Source organism: Thermocrispum sp. (assembly GCF_002919275.1).
GTDB lineage: Bacteria > Actinomycetota > Actinomycetes > Mycobacteriales > Pseudonocardiaceae > Thermocrispum > Thermocrispum agreste.
In genome coordinates this window covers 23,214-40,307 of record NZ_PKFA01000015.1, presented here as the reverse complement: position 1 = coordinate 40,307, position 17,094 = coordinate 23,214, and the positions used below count along the sequence as shown (strand labels likewise).

At 69.4% G+C, this 17,094-nt stretch carries 12 protein-coding genes; 3 read left to right on the top strand and 9 right to left on the bottom strand.

Translation table 11 applies throughout. The features are described from left to right. Positions 1–11: 11 nt before the first annotated feature. From CXP56_RS03175 to CXP56_RS03165, 3 genes are all read right to left on the bottom strand, one after another. Complete coding sequence (locus tag CXP56_RS03175) at positions 12–956, bottom strand: AAA family ATPase (protein ID WP_028846967.1); 945 nt, start codon at positions 954–956, stop codon at positions 12–14. Between the two features lie 65 nt (positions 957–1,021). Continuing rightward, complete coding sequence (locus tag CXP56_RS03170) at positions 1,022–3,172, bottom strand: fibronectin type III domain-containing protein (protein WP_169725221.1); 2,151 nt, start codon at positions 3,170–3,172, stop codon at positions 1,022–1,024. Between the two features lie 105 nt (positions 3,173–3,277). Continuing rightward, a complete protein-coding gene (locus CXP56_RS03165; protein ID WP_028846968.1) occupies positions 3,278–4,525 on the bottom strand; it encodes a sensor histidine kinase in 1,248 nt (415 codons plus the stop codon). 765 nt (positions 4,526–5,290) lie between these two features. Here CXP56_RS03165 and CXP56_RS03160 point away from each other — a divergent pair. Beyond that, positions 5,291–6,112, top strand: a complete 822-nt coding sequence (locus tag CXP56_RS03160) for a LuxR C-terminal-related transcriptional regulator (protein ID WP_286899737.1) — start codon at positions 5,291–5,293, stop codon at positions 6,110–6,112. A gap of 99 nt (positions 6,113–6,211) precedes the next feature. Here the strand turns inward: CXP56_RS03160 and CXP56_RS03155 are convergent, their stop codons facing one another. Next, the gene (locus CXP56_RS03155; protein ID WP_286899735.1) at positions 6,212–6,985 is read right to left on the bottom strand and encodes a hypothetical protein; all 774 of its coding nucleotides are present in this window, start codon (positions 6,983–6,985) and stop codon (positions 6,212–6,214) included. 493 nt (positions 6,986–7,478) lie between these two features. Between CXP56_RS03155 and CXP56_RS03150 the strand changes: the two genes are divergently transcribed. Beyond that, the gene (locus CXP56_RS03150) at positions 7,479–9,335 is read left to right on the top strand and encodes an acyl-CoA dehydrogenase (RefSeq protein WP_028846970.1); all 1,857 of its coding nucleotides are present in this window, start codon (positions 7,479–7,481) and stop codon (positions 9,333–9,335) included. A gap of 332 nt (positions 9,336–9,667) precedes the next feature. Then, complete coding sequence (locus CXP56_RS03145; RefSeq protein WP_245566578.1) at positions 9,668–10,003, top strand: GlsB/YeaQ/YmgE family stress response membrane protein; 336 nt, start codon at positions 9,668–9,670, stop codon at positions 10,001–10,003. Between the two features lie 357 nt (positions 10,004–10,360). On the opposite strand, the gene CXP56_RS03140 is transcribed toward CXP56_RS03145, so the two are convergent. From CXP56_RS03140 to CXP56_RS03120, 5 genes are read right to left on the bottom strand one after another with little or no spacing between them, the layout of a single operon-like run. Beyond that, positions 10,361–12,742, bottom strand: a complete 2,382-nt coding sequence (locus tag CXP56_RS03140) for a VanW family protein (RefSeq protein WP_245566579.1) — start codon at positions 12,740–12,742, stop codon at positions 10,361–10,363. Between the two features lie 18 nt (positions 12,743–12,760). Continuing rightward, positions 12,761–13,096 (bottom strand): GroES family chaperonin, encoded by a 336-nt coding sequence (locus tag CXP56_RS03135; RefSeq protein WP_028846972.1) that lies wholly within the window; start codon positions 13,094–13,096, stop codon positions 12,761–12,763. A gap of 44 nt (positions 13,097–13,140) precedes the next feature. Continuing rightward, complete coding sequence (locus CXP56_RS03130) at positions 13,141–15,465, bottom strand: hypothetical protein (protein WP_028846973.1); 2,325 nt, start codon at positions 15,463–15,465, stop codon at positions 13,141–13,143. A 29-nt stretch (positions 15,466–15,494) separates the two neighbouring features. After that, positions 15,495–16,271, bottom strand: a complete 777-nt coding sequence (locus CXP56_RS03125; protein ID WP_038044664.1) for an amino acid ABC transporter ATP-binding protein — start codon at positions 16,269–16,271, stop codon at positions 15,495–15,497. Further along, on the bottom strand, positions 16,268–17,077 hold the full coding sequence (locus tag CXP56_RS03120) for an amino acid ABC transporter permease (protein ID WP_028846975.1): 810 nt from the start codon (positions 17,075–17,077) through the stop codon (positions 16,268–16,270). The genes CXP56_RS03125 and CXP56_RS03120 overlap by 4 nt, the downstream gene beginning before the upstream one ends. Positions 17,078–17,094 lie beyond the last annotated feature (17 nt).

Here is a 17,094-nt window from a genome sequence, read left to right as displayed (position 1 = left end):
AATCGCATGGCTCAGATCTGGTTGATCGCCGGAGCCGGGGTGGCCGCCAGCACCTCGTCGACCACTTCGGACGACGAGCGCTGGTTCAGCTCGGCGTCCGCGGTCAGCACCAGGCGATGCGCCAGCACCGGCTGCGCAACGCTCTTCACGTCGTCCGGGGTCACGAACGCCCTGCCCTCGGTGGCCGCCATCGCCTGGGCGGCCCGGACCAACGCGATCGAGCCGCGCGGGCTGGCGCCGTAGCGGACCGCGGCGTGCTCCCTGGTCGCCGCCGCGAGCCGGACCGCGTAGGAGACGATCGCCGGGTCCAGGTACGCCTGCCGGACCTGGACAATCGCCTGGCGCAGCGTGTCCAGGTCGACCACCGGCGCCAGCTCGTCCGGGTTGATCCGCGCAGTGTCGCCCATGACCACCCGCACCTCGGCGTCGTGGTCGGGGTAGCCGACGGCGATCCGCATCAGGAAGCGGTCCAGCTGCGCCTCCGGCAGCCGGTAGGTGCCTTCCATCTCGATCGGGTTCTGGGTGGCGACGACCATGAACGGGTCCGGCACCGGATGGGCCGTGGCGTCCACGGTGGCCCGGCGCTCGGCCATCACCTCCAGCAACGCCGACTGCGTCTTCGGCGTGCCCCGGTTGATCTCGTCGGCGAGCACCACGTTGGCGAAGATGCCGCCGGGGTGGAACTCGAACCGCTCGGCGTTCTGGTGGTAGACCATCACCCCGGTGATGTCCCCGGGCAGCAGGTCCGGGGTGAACTGGATGCGGTTCCACGTGCCGCCGATGCTGCGCGCCAGGCAGCGGGCCAGCGTCGTCTTGCCCAGCCCCGGCACGTCCTCGATGAGCAGGTGCCCTTCGGCCAGCAACGTAGCGATGGCCAATCGCACCACGTCCGGCTTGCCGCGCACCACGCGCTGCACGTTCTCGGCGATCAGCCGGTACACCTCGGCTACGCCCACGCGGTTCCTCCCTCGCCCTCCAGCTGCCCGACGTGCCCCGACCCTACTGACGTGCGGGCGGGTGATCACCACACCATTTCGTTCGACTTGACCTTCGTGCCGTCCGGCAGGGTCGCCACCACCCACACGGTGTGCCCGGTCCCCGCGTAAGCGAAGCGATCGGTGGAAGCCGTGCCGTCCTCGTCGATGACGATCGTGGCACCCGGGTTGTCGTAGTCCGGATCGCTGGAATACGGATCCAAGTGCACGCTGCTGCCCGGCTCGAATCCGGTGAACTCGATGTGCATCCACGCGCAGCCGGGGAGGTCGCCGCAGTACTCGTCGGTCGGCTCGCCCTTGGTCAGCACCAGCTTCGGGCCGATGACCTGCACGGTCGCGCCTCGGCCGCGCGGACCCCGGCCTGCCCGGTTCTCCCCGCTCGCGTAGAACGTGTAGCTGCCGGGCGGCAGGTTGCCGATGACCAGCTGCCGCGTGGCCGTGCCGCCGTTCGAGGCGGCATTGCACAGCATCGTGCGGCCTGCGCTGTTGCGTTGCCAGGTGACGCGGCACGTCACGTTCGGATCACCGCCACCGTCGACCCGCACGGTCAGCGTCACCTCACGGTCACCGGTCTGACGCGCGGAGACGACGTCGACGGTCGGAACGGCGCGCGGCGTCACTGCGCGCGAGTTCGCCTTGGTGCCCAGCCCCGCCGCGTTGCGGGCGGCGACGGTGAACACGTAGCTCCGGCCGTTGGTCAGCCCGGTGATGCGGGCGCTCGTGGCGTCCGCCGACACCGTTCTCGACCCGCCTGCCCACGTGATCCGGTATCCGGTGATCGCACCACCACCGGTGGACCTCGGCGGCGACCACGAGACCACGGCCGAGGCGTTGCCCGGGCTCGCCGAGACGTCGCGCGGTGCGCCCGGCGGCGTCGCAGGCTTCGGATCGGGGAGCACGTTGCCCTCGGGCCGGTCGTCGACCGACCGATCGGATGCGGACGGCTGCTCCTGCTGCCGCCGGGGCCGTTCCCGATCGGTGCGGTCGGGTCGGCGGCTGGGCGCCCGGTCCACGTTGCGATCGGCGGTGCGGTCCTTCGCCGTCCTCTCTCCGTCGCCGTTCGCACCGGTCAGGTCGACGTCCGCGACCTTGCCGTCGTGATCGACCACCAGGACGTGATCCCCACGCTTGCCGTCCGCGTAGACCCGGCCGTCCTCACCGGTGATCAACGGCTGCTCGCGGTCGGCAGGCTCGCCGGGCAGCTGCTGCCTGGCGATCTGCCGTCCGTCACCGCCGTACGTCTCGACCGTGTTCGACGACCGATCCAGCAACGCCACCGCATCACCGGTGGACGCCGGGCCCTCGTAGTCACCCCCGGCCAACGGCACGATCAGCGGCTGCTCGGGCCGCCCGCTTCTGGTCAACGGCTTGGCGTCGACCAGCACCAACCGCTTGGCCTGGGGGTCCAGCACCGCCACCCGGCCGTCCACGTCCCGCGGCGCGACCTCGACTTCGGTGGGCACGTCCACGCCCATCGGCACCCCTTCGCCCAGGCCGGCTGGCCCGAGCGGGTGCACGCTGTCGGTCGTGGTGTCGACGAACGCTGGCCGGTCGGCGACCACGGTGAGCTTCCCGCGGTGCCCCTCCGGCACGCTGACCGGACAGCTCACCAGCCGCGCGTCCTTGGCCAGCCAGCACAGCAGCCCGTTGTCCACCCGCAGCAGCCACAGCGTGCCGTCGCTGGTCACCACCGGGTCCGCCAGCGGGCCACCTACGTCGATCGGGCCGCCGTCGGCGCCGAAGCGCATGATCCGGCCCGCCTGCCGGTACACCGCGTACGGCCCGCCGTTGGCCTCCAGCATCACCGGCGGCTCCGGCGACACCGACGGCCGGACCCCGGCGACGCTCATGTCGGCCTTGCCGAACTCGACCACGTGCTCCTTGCCGACCACGTACCCGCTCTTGTCGCCCTGGACGACCTGGCTGTCGGGGTCGGCCATGCCGTTCATGTCGACCTCGGCGTCGACGGCCTGGCTGGCTCCGTCGACGTGATACACCGTGTCGGTGGCCTCGTGGTAGACCCAGTGGCCGGATGAGAAGAAGTGCAATCCGTGCAACGGCTTGGCCGCTCCGCTCAGCGCCACGACCACGGCCGCGACGCACGCCAGGACCAGCACGACGACCGGCACCCGGCTGCGCCACCTGCGCTGAGTCGTGCCAACCTCCCCGGACCGCACGTGATCAGCGTAATTCATCGGGCTCCGAAACCGTCCAGCCGCGAACCGGGCAGTGGCACCAAGCTGTCATCGCACAACCAGCACAACCGGAGACAAAACAACACATCACCGAGTAGCCGGCGGCAAAACCAATTCGAAAATTGCTCCCCCTTGTTCGGCGTTGTATACGCTCAACGTGCCGCCGTGCGCCAGCGCCACCCAGCGCACGATGGACAGCCCGAGCCCGGACCCTCCGCTGGTGGTGAACCGGTCGAACGCCGACTGCGCCACCGCCGGATCGATGCCCGGGCCGCTGTCGGCGATGGTGACCCTGCCGTTGGCCACCGCGACGTGCACGATCGCCTTCTGGCCCGGCAGCCTGCCGTAGCGCAGCGCGTTGTCCAGCAAGTTGGTCACCGCCCGCTGCAGCAGCACCGGGTCGCCGTGCACCATCGTCGGCGCGGCGGTCACGGTCACCTGGGCACCGTCGGCCGGAGTCTCCTCGACGACGCCGGTCACCAGCTGGTCGAGCCAGATCGGCTGCATGGTCAGCTGCTCGACGCCCGCCGCCAGCCGGGCGCGCACCAGCAGCCCGTCGATGATGCCGCCCATCCGCTTGGCCAGCCGGACGGTCCGGGAGAGCAGTTCCTCCCGCTGCTCCGGGTTGCGCTCGGCGGCCTCGGCCAGCGCCCGCAGCGCGGCCACCGGCGTGCGCAGGTCGTGCGCTGTCTCGGCGAGCAGCGTCTCCTGCTGTTCCAGCGCACCGGCCGCAGGCCGGATCGCCCTCCCGGCCAGCAGGTAGCCCGCCACACCCACCACCCCGATGAGCAGCACGCAGCCGCCGACGATCAGCAGAACCATGCGATCGTGCCGGGCCGCCTCGGGTTCCGCGTCGGCAACGGAGACGACCGCGCCGACGTACGGGCCTTCGGTGTCGGTGCGGAACCGTTCGGCGGCGAACCGGACGGTTCGGTCGTCGGGCGTGGTGGCGTAGCCGACCTGCATCCCGTCGGCGACGACGGCCCGTCGCGCGATGTCGGTCATCAGCTCCGCCGGCACGTCGACGCACTGACGGGCACTGTCGTGACGGGTGAACGCCTGGTCCGCGGGGACGACGGCGAACTGGGGACATGTGTCGTTGAGCGGGTCGTTGATCACCCGCTCGAGCAACAGGCTGTCGTCGGCGACGCCGAGCGCGCGCAGCACAGCAGTGGTCACCCTGGTCAGCTCGGCGTCCAGGCGCTGCCTGCCCTCGTCCGCGTCGGCCTCGATCAGCAGCAGCGCCAGCACGATCACCGCGACCGCGTTCATGGCGGTGAACAGGGCAGTCAGCAGCCAGCGCAGACGGCGCAGGCGATCCGCGGCGCTTCTCATACCGTTCGGTCGCTGGTCATCGGATCCTCGCGTCGCCCACGGACATCTGTTGCCGAGGTCTTCCGCCGACGGCTCCGGCGCAAGACCACCTTGCCCCGCAACGCTAATGCGTGGAGTGAGCTTAACCGGATCGAACGCCGCGACATGGCAGCAAACGGCCGCTGCCGCGCCAGGCGCCCGAGCACGCCCACCGAGCGGGCACTGTGGCACTGACCCACCACGAGGGACGCGGCTGCGCACCGGGCACCCCGACCCTGCGACCGGAACTGCTGACCGCCACGAAGAGACATGGCCGCTGCACGCCGGGCACCCCGACCCTGCAACCGGAACTGCTGGCTCGCTGCGAGGGGACACGCCACTGGCACGAACGAGTGGTTGTGCGAGCTTGACACTCGCTCGAACGGAGTAACGCGCCCTTGCCACCCCGGCCCGGCGGTACTACTGCCGGTATTGCTTTCGAAACGTCCCGGACATGCCAGGAATCACCCAGCAGACTGACCGTACGGTCAATTTTCCAGGCTGACCGCCCGGTCAATTATCACGGCCGATCTCGCCGCGACGAGCCTACTGTCGAGGGAGATCACGAAATTCTGCAGGCGTATGACTGGCGAAACTCGCCCCGGCGAGGTAGACATAATTGTTCACTCGGTTCGACGATTCGAGGAACTCGTACCGAGAACGGGCGTCATACGACCACTGTGAGGGGCGTCGCCTGACTGCCGGCCTCGGCGGATCCACGCGGCAGCAGCGACGGGAGGAGGGACTATGAAGGTCAAGGACACCAGGCCCAGCGGCCAGTTGCACCGAGCGCTCGGACCAGCGAACGGGTACCCGAACGGGTCGTCGACGGCCAAGCGAACGGTCACCGTGGGGGTGGTGGAGACCGTTCCGCTGTACCGGGACGGCCTCACCGCGCTGATCGAGCGCACCCCATGGGCCAAGGTCGCCGCGCACTCGGCCAGCCAGCAGGGTGCACTGCTGATGAACGAGCAGCTGACGCCCGACATCGTGCTGCTCGACTCCGGCCTGGCGCCCAACGCTCATCTGGTCGAGCTACTGACCGCGCACAAACTCCACGCACGGGTCGTGGTGCTGGTGCGCGACGCCGACCGCAACCCGCGCTACCTCGCGTCCTGCATGCGTGCTGGGGCGCACGGCGCGGTGCCACGGACCGCGGAACCGCAGCGTGTCCTGGAGGCGGTTCGGCAAGCTGCCCGCGCCCATCGGTATCTCGACCCGGCGCTGGCCTCGCTGGTCACCCATCCCGAGGCCCAGCCGCCCGCGCAACGCCGCGCCGGCGACGGTGAGGCGCCGCCTCCTCGCGTCCCCCTGTCGCGCCGCGAGTACCAGGTCATGCAGCTCATCGCCGAGGGCCAGGAGAACGCGGCCATCGCCAAGGAGCTGTTCCTGTCGGTGGAGACGGTCCGGACACACGTCAAGAGCATCCTGCGCAAACTGTCCGCACGGGACCGCACGCATGCGGTGTCCATCGCGTTCCGCACCGGGATGCTGTCCATCTCACCGGACGCCGCCCGGGACGACGATCTGGCGGCACCGACCACGCCGACCCGCCCCGTCCGGCGCTGACCCCGACTCGGGCCGACCAGATCCCGGTGGGCCCGGTCGGCGGCGTGTCGACGGGCCCGCGGGTCGCCGCGGCCAAACCACCACGGTCGGTCGGCGTGGCTAATCGAAGAAGAGGTGAACAACGCACCACCACGTCTTGCCGTTCACTGACAGCCTGGACACCATGAGCGCGCCGTCCGCCGGCTTCCCGCCGAGCGTGCCGCGCACCAACCGCGTCGCGTGCGCGGGGCTCGCTTGGGTCACCTGACCGAGGGTCAGCTTCGCGTCGTCGTCGAGCAACTTGGCCAGTCCCCCACCGATGATGCTCGGGCATTCCAGCCGCAGCACGCTCTGGTCCCTGTCGTTGATCTTCCGCACGACCCTCTTCATGAACTGGTCAGCGGCGGGCGGCACACCGCCTTGCCACCGTTCGTCCGGCTCGCTGGTCTTGCTCGGCTGCGGCGGCTTGAGCGGGGAAGGACCTTCGAAGGTCACTGCGTCCCAGCACACGGTCCCGCCTTGCTCCTCCACGTGGACCTTGAGCACGGTCCTGTCCTGTGCGGTGGACAGCCTCATCGAGGCCACCACGAAGTGGTCGTTGTGCTTGAGGATCCGGAACAGCGTCGCCGAGCGGATCTCCGGCACGATGTCGATCGTGCGGTCCACCGTCGAGCGCCGCTTCGGGCACGCCACCTTCTTGAGCGCTGCGGTGTCCTTGCGGTTGAGTCCTTCGGCGATCCGGAAGACGAGACGTTCCCCAGGGGATGTCTGCGGGCGCTTGGTCGGCGCGATTCGCTCAGTGCCGCCCGCGACCGCCCGCTGATCCTCGTCGCCCGACAGGAAGAATCCAGGCGCGAGGAATCCGGTGACACCGACGATGCCGAGGATGACCACCACCGCGACGATGCCGACGATGCGGGGTGGTCGATCTCTTGACGGGCGGGGGAACCGGCACGGGCGGTGCCGCCGGGAGATGCTGCTCGCCGGGCGTGGTGGCTCCCTGCTGCGAGGAGCCTGCCCCTTGCTGCCGTGGGTCGTGCGGAGTCGTCATGGTCGTCCCATCACTCGATGACACCTGCCGGACTCGATGACACTTGCCGGCGCGTGTCGCCGTCTGGTCCTCACCGACACCGACCCACCCGCGTCCCGTCAGGTTGGGTCTCCGCCGTCGGCGCCGGGTGGAATGCCGCTCATGATGGCGCGACGCGGCCCGACCGGGGACAGTGCGGCGAATTTCACCCGGACGGACTACCTCGATGCCCGGACGGGTCGCGTCACGCCGACCACTTGCCCTAGTTACCGGCAGGTAATATCGTCGGAGTTACCGGCAAGTAATAGCCCGCAACGCGGCACCACGCACGCGGAGAGACGAATCCGGAGCCACGACATGGGCCACTACAAGAGCAACGTCCGCGACCTCGAGTTCAACCTGTTCGAACTGCTGAGGATCCAGGAGTACCTGGGGAAGGGTCCCTACGCCGAAGCTGACTCCGACACCGCCCGCGCGGTGCTGACCGAGGTCGACAAGCTGGTCTCGTCCGACGTCATCGCCCAGGCGACGGTGGACACCGACCGCAACCCGCCGGTGTTCCACCCGGACAGGTTCGACGTGACCATGCCCGAGTCGATGAAGAAGGCCTACCGGGCCACCCTCGAAGCGGGCTGGGACCGCATCAACCTGCCCAGTGAGCTCGGTGGCTTCGGGATCCCGCCGTCCGTGGCGTGGGCGGTCGCGGAGCTGTTCACCGGCTCCAACCCGGCCCTGTACTTCTACCTGGCGGGCAAGACGTTCGCAGGCATCCTCTACGAGGTCGGCAACGAGCAGCAGAAGCGCTGGGCGGAGATCGCCATCGAGCGCGACTGGGGCGCCACCATGGTGCTCACCGAGCCGGACGCCGGCTCCGACGTGGGCGCCGGCCGCACCAGGGCGATCAAGCAGCCGGACGGCACCTGGCACATCGAGGGCGTCAAGCGCTTCATCACCGGCGCCGCTCAGGACGACATGACCGAGAACATCTACCACCTGGTGCTGGCCAGGCCGGAAGGCGAAGGCATCGAGCCGAAGCCGGGCACCAAGGGGCTGGGCCTGTTCTACGTGCCGATGTGGCACCACGACCCGGAGACCGGCGAGCTGACCGGCGAGCGCAACGGCGTGTTCGTCACCAACGTCGAGCACAAGATGGGCATCAAGGGCTCGACCACGTGCGAGCTGACGTTCGGGCAGCACGGCAAGCCCGCGGTGGGCTGGCTGGTCGGCGACAAGATCGACGGCATCGCGCAGATGTTCAAGGTGATCGAGCACGCGCGGATGATGGTCGGCACCAAGGCGATCTCCACGCTGTCCACCGCCTACCTGAACGCGCTGGAGTACGCCAAGGAGCGCATCCAGGGCGCGGACATGACGCAGATGACGGACAAGACGGCGCCGCGGGTGCCGATCACCCGTCACCCGGACGTCCGCCGCGCGCTGATGACGATGAAGGCGTACGCGGAAGGCCTGCGCGCCCTGTACCTGTACACCGCGTCGTTCCAGGACAAGATCCGGCTTGGTGAACACCAGGGCGAGGACGTCTCGCTGGCCAAGCGGGTCAACGACCTGCTGCTGCCGATCGTCAAGGGCGGCGGCTCCGAGCGGGCGTGGACGCTGCTGGGCACCGAGGCGTTGCAGACGCTGGGTGGCTCCGGCTTCCTGCAGGACTACCCGATCGAGCAGTACGTACGGGACGCCAAGATCGACACCCTGTACGAGGGCACCACGGCCATTCAGTCGCTGGACTTCTTCTTCCGCAAGATCGTGCGGGACAAGGGCCAGGCGCTGACCTACCTGGCCGGCGAGATCACCAAGTTCATCGAGGCCGAGTCCGGCAACGGCCGCCTCAAGCAGGAGCGGGCCGCGCTCAAGCAGGCGCTGGAGGACGTCCAGGGCATGCTCGGCGCGATGTTCGGCTATCTGACCGAGGCGCAGCAGGACCCGAAGAATCTGTACAAGGTCGGCCAGCACACCGTCCGGCTGCTGCTGTCGGCGACCGATCTGCTGGTCGGCTGGCAGCTGCAGCGCCAGGCCGAGGTGGCCATCGCGGCCCTGGACAACGGCGCCGCGGACAAGGACAAGCCTTTCTACCAGGGCAAGATCGCGGCGGCGTCCTTCTTCGCCAGCACCGTCCTGCCCGAGCTGTCGGCCCGGCGCAAGGTGGTCGAATCGGCGGACAACACGCTGATGGAGCTGGACGAAGCGGCGTTCTGAGGACCACTCGCTCCCGCGGCGTGACAGGTCGGCGGCGGTCCCGGCACGGGGCCGCCGCCGTCGTCTGTCGGGAGAGCCCACCGCTTGCCGGTCCCGGCCACCCCCGGCAAGCAACGAACTAAGCCACAGACACCAACCGACGCCTGTCAGGAAAGCCCACCGCCTACCGATCCCGGCCACCCCCGGCAAGCAACGAATTGGGGCACGAGCGCTAACGAGTTGGCTTCCACCGCCCGTTCAGGTCCACCTGGAGCACTCTCGAATCGCGAGCGCGGCCAAGTGGTGGGACAGTTTCGGACAAAGCTCGTTCGGACTCGAAGCGAGGAGAAGTCATGGCAGACACCTACACGCTCGCTGCTAGCTTCAGCGAAGCGCTCGGCAAGGCGTTCGACGGGTGGGGCATCTTCGGCTTTCTCATCACGGGCATCATCCTCGGCTTGCTCGCCAAGCTGGTCATTCCCGGCGACCAGGGCATCCCGCTCTGGCTGACCATCATCTGCGGCATCCTGGGCGGCGGCCTCGGCAACGTGGTCTACGCCCTGTTCGGCGGCTCGGACACCGCGGGTTTCGACTGGCTGCGGCACGGCCTGCAGCTGGCCGGGGCGGTGGTCGTGGTGCTCATCGCCGCTGCTGTGTACCCGAAGTCACGCGGGCGCACCGCTGCCTGACACCCGCCGACGCACGGGGAGTACGCGTCGACCGGACGGTCCGCCCTCAGGCCGTCTGCTGGAGCCACCTGGCCCCGGCAGGCGGCCTGACGGCTTTTCGCCTACCGACGAGCACCGGTCACTCACCGGCAGGAGCTTGGCCCCACACAGCGGCAAGCGGCCGACCGCACGCCGACAGGACCCCGACCGCATGCCGGCGACGCAACGACCGTCCGCTCCGATTCGCGGCCGCGGAAGCGGGTCCTTCCCGGCTACCGGTACCCGCACCGGGCCGCTCGGCGGCTTCTCCGTCCACCACCGCCCGGGCCCACGCCGACCGGATTGCCCGCTTCCGTGCGGACGGGCTCAGGTCAACCGTCAATCGTCGTCATCGTCCCGCTTGCCGCACACGATGGTCGGCTTCGGGTTGTAGGTGACCGTCCTGGTCTCCCTGCGCACTTCCCGCCCGGTGTTGATGTCGTACAGGATGCGGGTGTCAGTCGCGGTGAAGCCGGGGATGCCGGGGGACGGCTCACAGCTGCTGCCGTTCACCCGCTGCGTGCCCGGCTGCTTGACGTTCGTCTTCGGGCCGGTCACCGACTCCACCCGGTACCGCTTGGTGCCCCACAGCTTCACCGTGATGCTCTGCGGCGTCCAGTGCGTCTGGATGGCCACGCCGGTGTCCGAGTCGTTGGTGATCTTCAGGTCGATGCCGCCACCACCGGGCGCCTGGAACACCGTCGCCTCCCGGGCGATCGGGTAACGGCTGATGTAGTAGCTGTGCTCCTTGTGCCCGGCGTCCTTCAGGCCGGCGAAGTACGCCGCGTTGTACAGCGTGGTGGCGAACTGGGAAATACCGCCACCGACCGCGCGACCCGGCACGCCGTTCTGGATGATGCCCGCCTCGACGTAGCCCTTGTCCGCGGTGCGCGGGCCGGTGTATTCGTTCAGGCTGAACGTCTCGCCCGGCTTGATGATCGCGCCGTCGACCTCGGCGGCCACGGTCCGGATGTTGATGCCCGAGTCCGGCGCGAACCCACCCGTGGTGAACTCGCCGATGACCTCCTTGATGCCCAGCTTCTTCGCCTCGGACGTGGTCAGATCGGGCTTCTTGGTGGCGTAGCTGACCTTGAGCACCCGGCCCTCGGTCTTGGTGATCACGTCCAGGTACGGCCGGAACGTCTTCTTCCAGTCCACCTTCCGGCCGTTCTTGGCCGGCTTGACGGTCGGCTTGCCGCCGGTGAAGACGATCTCCGCGTCCTGGCCTTCCTGCTCGGTCGGCTTCAGCGCGGGCTCCAGCGCCTTCTTCAGCACCTCGCGGTCCACCAGCGCCTTGAGCGAACCGTCCTCCTGCGGCTTGAACTCGAACGCCTCGCCGATCTGTTTCGGGGTGAGCGACGTGCTCACGCCGTCGCCCTGCACCTCGATGGGGGCGGCCACGGCGGGTTTGGCCAGCTTCTCCAGCGTCGCCCGCACCCCGTCGGGGGTGGCCTTCACCGGCTGCACGTCGACGTCGAGCCGGACACCGCCCAGCTGCAGCCAGGTGTCCTCGATGGTCTCCACCGCCTGGTCCACCGAGCGCAGCTGCTGGCCCTGCCGCGGTGGCACCGCCACCGGCTGCACGGCGCCGTCGGTGCCCTCGATCTCCTTGAAGGTGATGTTCCCTTCCCGCTTGCGGTGGTTGATCTTGGTCTTGGCCAGCCGCTCCACCGCCTTGCGCAGCGTCGGCCGGTCCGACTTGCCGACGATGCCGACCTCGCGGGTCTCCCAGAACGACGTGAGCCTGGTGATGGGGTTCCACGGCTGCTTGCCCGCCTGCTCCAGGGTGGCCTGCCAGTCCACACCGAGCCCCGACTCCGCCGGGTCGAGCGTGGTCTCCACGTCGCCGGCCTTGACCGTCACCGGCTTGTCGAAGCGCGGCTGCAGCTCCTGCCGCAGTTTCTCCTCGGCCGCCGTCCGGCTCAGGCCGCCGACGTCGACACCGGCGACCGTGACGCCACGCGGCACGTCGCCCCAGCTCACCACCATGTCGACGACGTAGGCGACCATCAGCACGCCGAGGGTGGCACCGGTGACCAGCATGGCCCGACCCAGCCCGCTGCGCAGCTTCCGGCGCGGCTCCTCTGGCTCGTCGTCCGCGCGGTAGATGCCGTGCGCCACCGGCTCACGCTGGACGGTGGGCTCGTCGAACAGACCGAGGTCGTCCGGGGCCTCGCCGTCCGGGGCCCGGTCCGGATCGAATCGGGGGAACGCCTCCGTCGCGCCCGCGGCCATTTCCGGCATGCGCGACTTGGGCAACGCTTCGGTCGCGCCGTCGTACCCCCGGTCGTTCGGCAGGTCCCCCCATGTCTCCGTCGCACCGTCGGGTGCCTGGCTGGAGACCGCGTGGTAGATCTGCGTGGCTTCGTCCGACCACTCGGTGCCGCGGCCCGCTGATTCGCTCGGCCACCCCGCACCGCGCCCGCCGGACGCAGCGCCGGCTCGATCCGGGCCGTAGGGGGCCGCGGGCCCTTGCTCGGGGTAGGCGGACGGCATCGGGCGATGGAACCGCGTCGGCTGGCCGGCGTCGTGCCCCGGCGGCAGGTGGCCTCGCCCGCCGGTGTCGTCGATGCGCCCGGACAGTGCGCCGGACGAGGTGTCCAGCTCGCCGGCCAGGGCGTCGTCGAGGCTGCCCGAGACGCTCTCCCGCTCCTCGCCGCCAGACGGAGGACGACCGGTGTCAGAATCCCATGTCGGCCAGTTCTGCTGGTCGTCGGCCACGTTTTCCTCCGTATGCCGCTACAGGTACAGCCCGGTCCCGTGCTCGGTGCGCTCGCTGGCGATGGCGTGCACGTCCCGCTCGCGCATGACCAGATAGGTCTGTCCCTGGATCTCCACCTCGAGCTGGTCGGCCGGATTGAACAGCACCCGATCGCCGACCTTCACACTGCGGACATTGTTGCCCACGCCGAGCACATCCCCCCAGGCGAGGCGGTGTGCGACCTGCGCCGTCGCGGGGATGACAATGCCGCCGCTGGAACGTCGCTCCCCTTCCTCGCCCGGTTGCTTCACCAGCACCCGGTCGTGCAGGAGCTGAATCTCCAGTTTGTGATCGTCGTCAGGTGACAAGGGCACTCCAGCATGGTACTTGTGTCTCGCCGGGCCTTCTGCTAGCGGGCTCAGCTTCGGTGCAGGGTGCGCGTGATGCCCGCGGCCACCGTGGTGGCCAGGATCCACCCCGCGGCGATGAACCCGGTGGCCACCCACTTGTCCACCCCGCTCATGTGCCAACGACCCTTGTTGCCCAGATCGACGATGGGCAGCAGCAGGTCGGCGGTGTAGAGCACCGGATTCCACTCCAGCCCGGTGTCGTCGGCGTTGACCAGGCACCGCGGCCCGCTGACGGTGAACCGCGGATCGTGCACGCAGGAGTCCGGCGTCAGCCAGAACCACAGGCTGCCGAGCACCAGCAGCAACACCAGCCAGCCGAGCGCGCGCATCGGTTTGTAGCCGTAGCCGACCAGCACGCGCTGCACCGTGCTCCACAGCGTGATGCCCGCGGCCACCGGGCGGGCACGGCCGCTGGCCAGCGCCTCGTAGCGGTACCGCTGCTTGAGCATCAGCACCGTCACCGCGTGCTCCTCGTTGCCTGCTGCCCGCAGGACGGCGGCGAGCTGGTCGTACGGCCCCGGCCGGTAGCCGTTCATCGCGTTGCGCAGCCACCACACGCGCCGCAGCACCTGCACGTTGTCGTCCAAGTCGATGGGCTCGGCCAGCGCGTCGTAACGGAAGTCGTCCACTTCCACCTTGCCGGTGGCCTGCCAGAGCGCTTCGTTGTCCTCGAGCGAGCCGCAGTGCGCGCCGCGCAGGATCACCCTGCCCTGCGGCGGCTTGCCCGGGGTGAGCTGGAACTCGTCGGCCGTCGCCCCTCCGGCGTCCAGTGCCACGACCGTGCGCAGCGACCCGAGCAGCGCGCCGTCCAGGGTGAGGATGCGGCCCACCCGTACAGCGTCGAGGTTCACGCCGCCGTCGGCGCGCATGACCTCGTCGGCGAACCTCGCCATGACCAGGTCACGGCCGACGGTGGCAGCGCGCATGCCGACCGAGAAGTTGCGATGACCGTGCACCGCGGGGTCGGTGAACGCCGTTCCGGAGAAGCGAACCGACCCGCCGACCTGGGCGCCCTGCAACTGCACCGTGCCACGCACCCTGGCGTTGACGATCTCCACGTTGCCCGCCACCACGGCACGGCGGGCCAGGAACACCATCCGCCTGGGGTGCCGCAGCTCGGCGTTCCTGGCCAGCACGTTGCCCCCGACCTTGATGTCCGCCAGCCGCAGCTGGCCGCGGGCTTGCAACCTCGCGGCCTGCAGGTCGCCGCTGATCTCACTGCCGTCGAGGTGAATCGCCCGGTCGTAGTGCGGTTCCTGCTCCCGCCGCTCGGCGACCACGGTGGCGTCGCTGAGCCGGAACGACCCGCCCACCAGCGCGTTCACCATCCGGACGGTGCCGTAGGCGGCCAGCCGGTCGGCGACCAGGTTGCCCTCGACCCGTAACCGGTCACCGACCAGTGACGGCCACGGGTCGATGGACGGATCACCCGCATACGCGCCGTCCCGCCACTGTTCGATTCCGATGCCGGAGAAGTCGCCGGGCGTCTGACCGGTGATCCGGGCGCCGGACAGCCAGAAGTCGCCGTCGATGGTGGCACCGGGAACGAACAGCATGCCCTCCGCGGTGAACTCGCGCGGCTGCTCGTTGCGGGCCGCCTTGCCGGGGTCGCGCTCGCACAGCAAACTGCCGCGCACGTGGACGCCGGTGGCGTTCAGCGCGATGCCCCTTGGGTTGCGCAGCTGCGAGCCGGAGAAGATCACGTCGCCGCCGCTGGTCATGCCGGACAGCCGCACCTCGCCGCTGGTCACCATCCGGTAGGCGGTGACCGCACCGGCCACCCGCAGGCGATCGGCCTGGATCGCCTTGCCGTGCGAGTGCCGGACGGTGCTTCCGGTGAGCACCACCGAGCCTTCCACCACGGCGTCGGTGAGCACCACGGCCGCATCGGGCACCCCGGGCTCGGCCGTCTTCGGGTTCATCGTGAGGCTGGTGCCCGGCTCGGTGGCGTGTTCGGCGGGAGTCATCCGCACTACGCAGCGGTGCAACCGTAGATCGTTGCGGCAGCGCAGGTTACGGCCGCGCAATCCGGGCAGCACGCAGTCGGAGAAGGACAGCCCGAGCAGCTGGGACTCGCGCACGTCCGGACGGTGCTCGAACAGGCAGCGCTCGAAGTGCAGCAGCATGTCCAGCACGGCACCGCGCAGGTTCAGCACCCCGGTGATGTACTTGCCGACCACGCGATAGGTCGGCGTGCCCGCGGACGAGCCGCGCCTGCGCCACCAGCTGTCCGGTTCGATCAGCTCCCGCACGATGTCGGCAGCCTTCAGCTCGTAGCGCAGGTCGGGGCCCTCGCGCGGGTCGTACGGCGCGTCGTCCTTCGATCCCGGCATCGACTGCGTGCTGCTGCTCCGGCCGTCGCCTATTCGTTGGCGTGCACCGGGTTGAGCACCCGGCGCAGGAACTCCCGTGTCCTGGCCTGCTGCGGATCCCCGATGACGCGGCTGGGCGGCCCCTGCTCGACGACCACCCCGCCGTCCATGAACAGCACCTCGTCGGCCACCTCGCGGGCGAACTGCATCTCGTGCGTGACGACCAGCATCGTCATGCCCTCGTCGGCCAGCGAGCGCATCACACCGAGCACGTCACCGACCAGCTCGGGGTCCAGCGCCGACGTCGGCTCGTCGAACAGCATCACCTTGGGGTTCATGCTCAGCGCGCGGGCGATCGCCACCCGCTGCTGCTGGCCGCCGGACAGCTGCGACGGCATGGCGTACACCTTGTCGGCCAGGCCGACGCGCTCGAGGTTCTCCCGCCCGATGCGCTCGGCTTCCGCCTTGCCGCGCTTGAGCACCTTGCGCTGCGCCAGCGTCAGGTTGTCCAGCACGTTGAGGTGGGAGAACAAGTTGAACGACTGGAACACCATGCCGATCGACGCCCTGGCGGTGTCCAGGTCGCAGTCGGGGTCGTTCAGCTCCACCCCGTTGACCTTCACCGACCCGGAGTCCGGTTGTTCCAGCAGGTTCACGCAGCGCAGCAAGGTGGACTTGCCGGAACCGGAGGGCCCGATGATGCACACCACCTGCCCGTGCCGGACGTCCAGGTCGATGCCCTTGAGCACTTCGAGCCTGCCGAACGACTTCCGCAGCCCACGCAGCTCGACGGCCAGGCCGCTGTCGGTCCCGTTCCCCTGCGTCATGCCTCCACCTCCAGGCCCCGGTCACGCTGCCGCCCAGTACGCCGCTCCAGGTAGCGGGACAGGTAGCTCAACGGGACCGTGATCAACAAGTAGCACAGCCCGGTGATCAGGATCGGCGTCAGCGACTTGGTCTCGTTCAGCGCGTCCCGGCCGAACTTGGCCAGCTCCAGCTGGTCGATGCTCAACCCGAGCAGGTAGATCAGGGACGAGTCCTTGGTCAGCAGGATGAGCTCGTTGGTCAGCGGGGGCAGGATGATGCGGAACGCCTGCGGCACCACGATGGTCGCGGTGGTGCGCAGCGGGGTCATGCCCAGCGACCTGGCCGCCTCGATCTGCCCGGCAGGCACCGCCTGGATCCCGGCACGGATGGTCTCGGCCATGTAGGCGGCGCCAACCAGGCCGAGCGAGAGCGCGGCGGTGGAGTAGTTGTCGAACTTGATCCCGAAGGCGGGCGGCACACCGTAGCCGATGGCGATGAACACCAGCAGCAGCGGCACGCCGCGGAAGAACTCGACGTAGATGGTGGACAGCCACCGGTAGGGACCGATCGAGGACAGCTTCATCAGCGCCAGCGGCAGCGCCATGACCAGTCCCAGCGCGAAGCCCAGCGCGGTGTACACCAGTGTGTTGACCAGGGCGACGGTGAACAGGTCCGGGAACAGCACGCTGGCCGCTTCCCAGTCGAAGAAGGCCTTCCCGATCTTGCCCCAGTCGGCCAGGAGCGCCAGTACCACCACGACGATCACCAGGATCGCGTACTGGATGCCCCTGGCGAGCTGCCCGCGCTTGCGGCGCGACATCGCCATGTTTTTCCGCTCCTCTT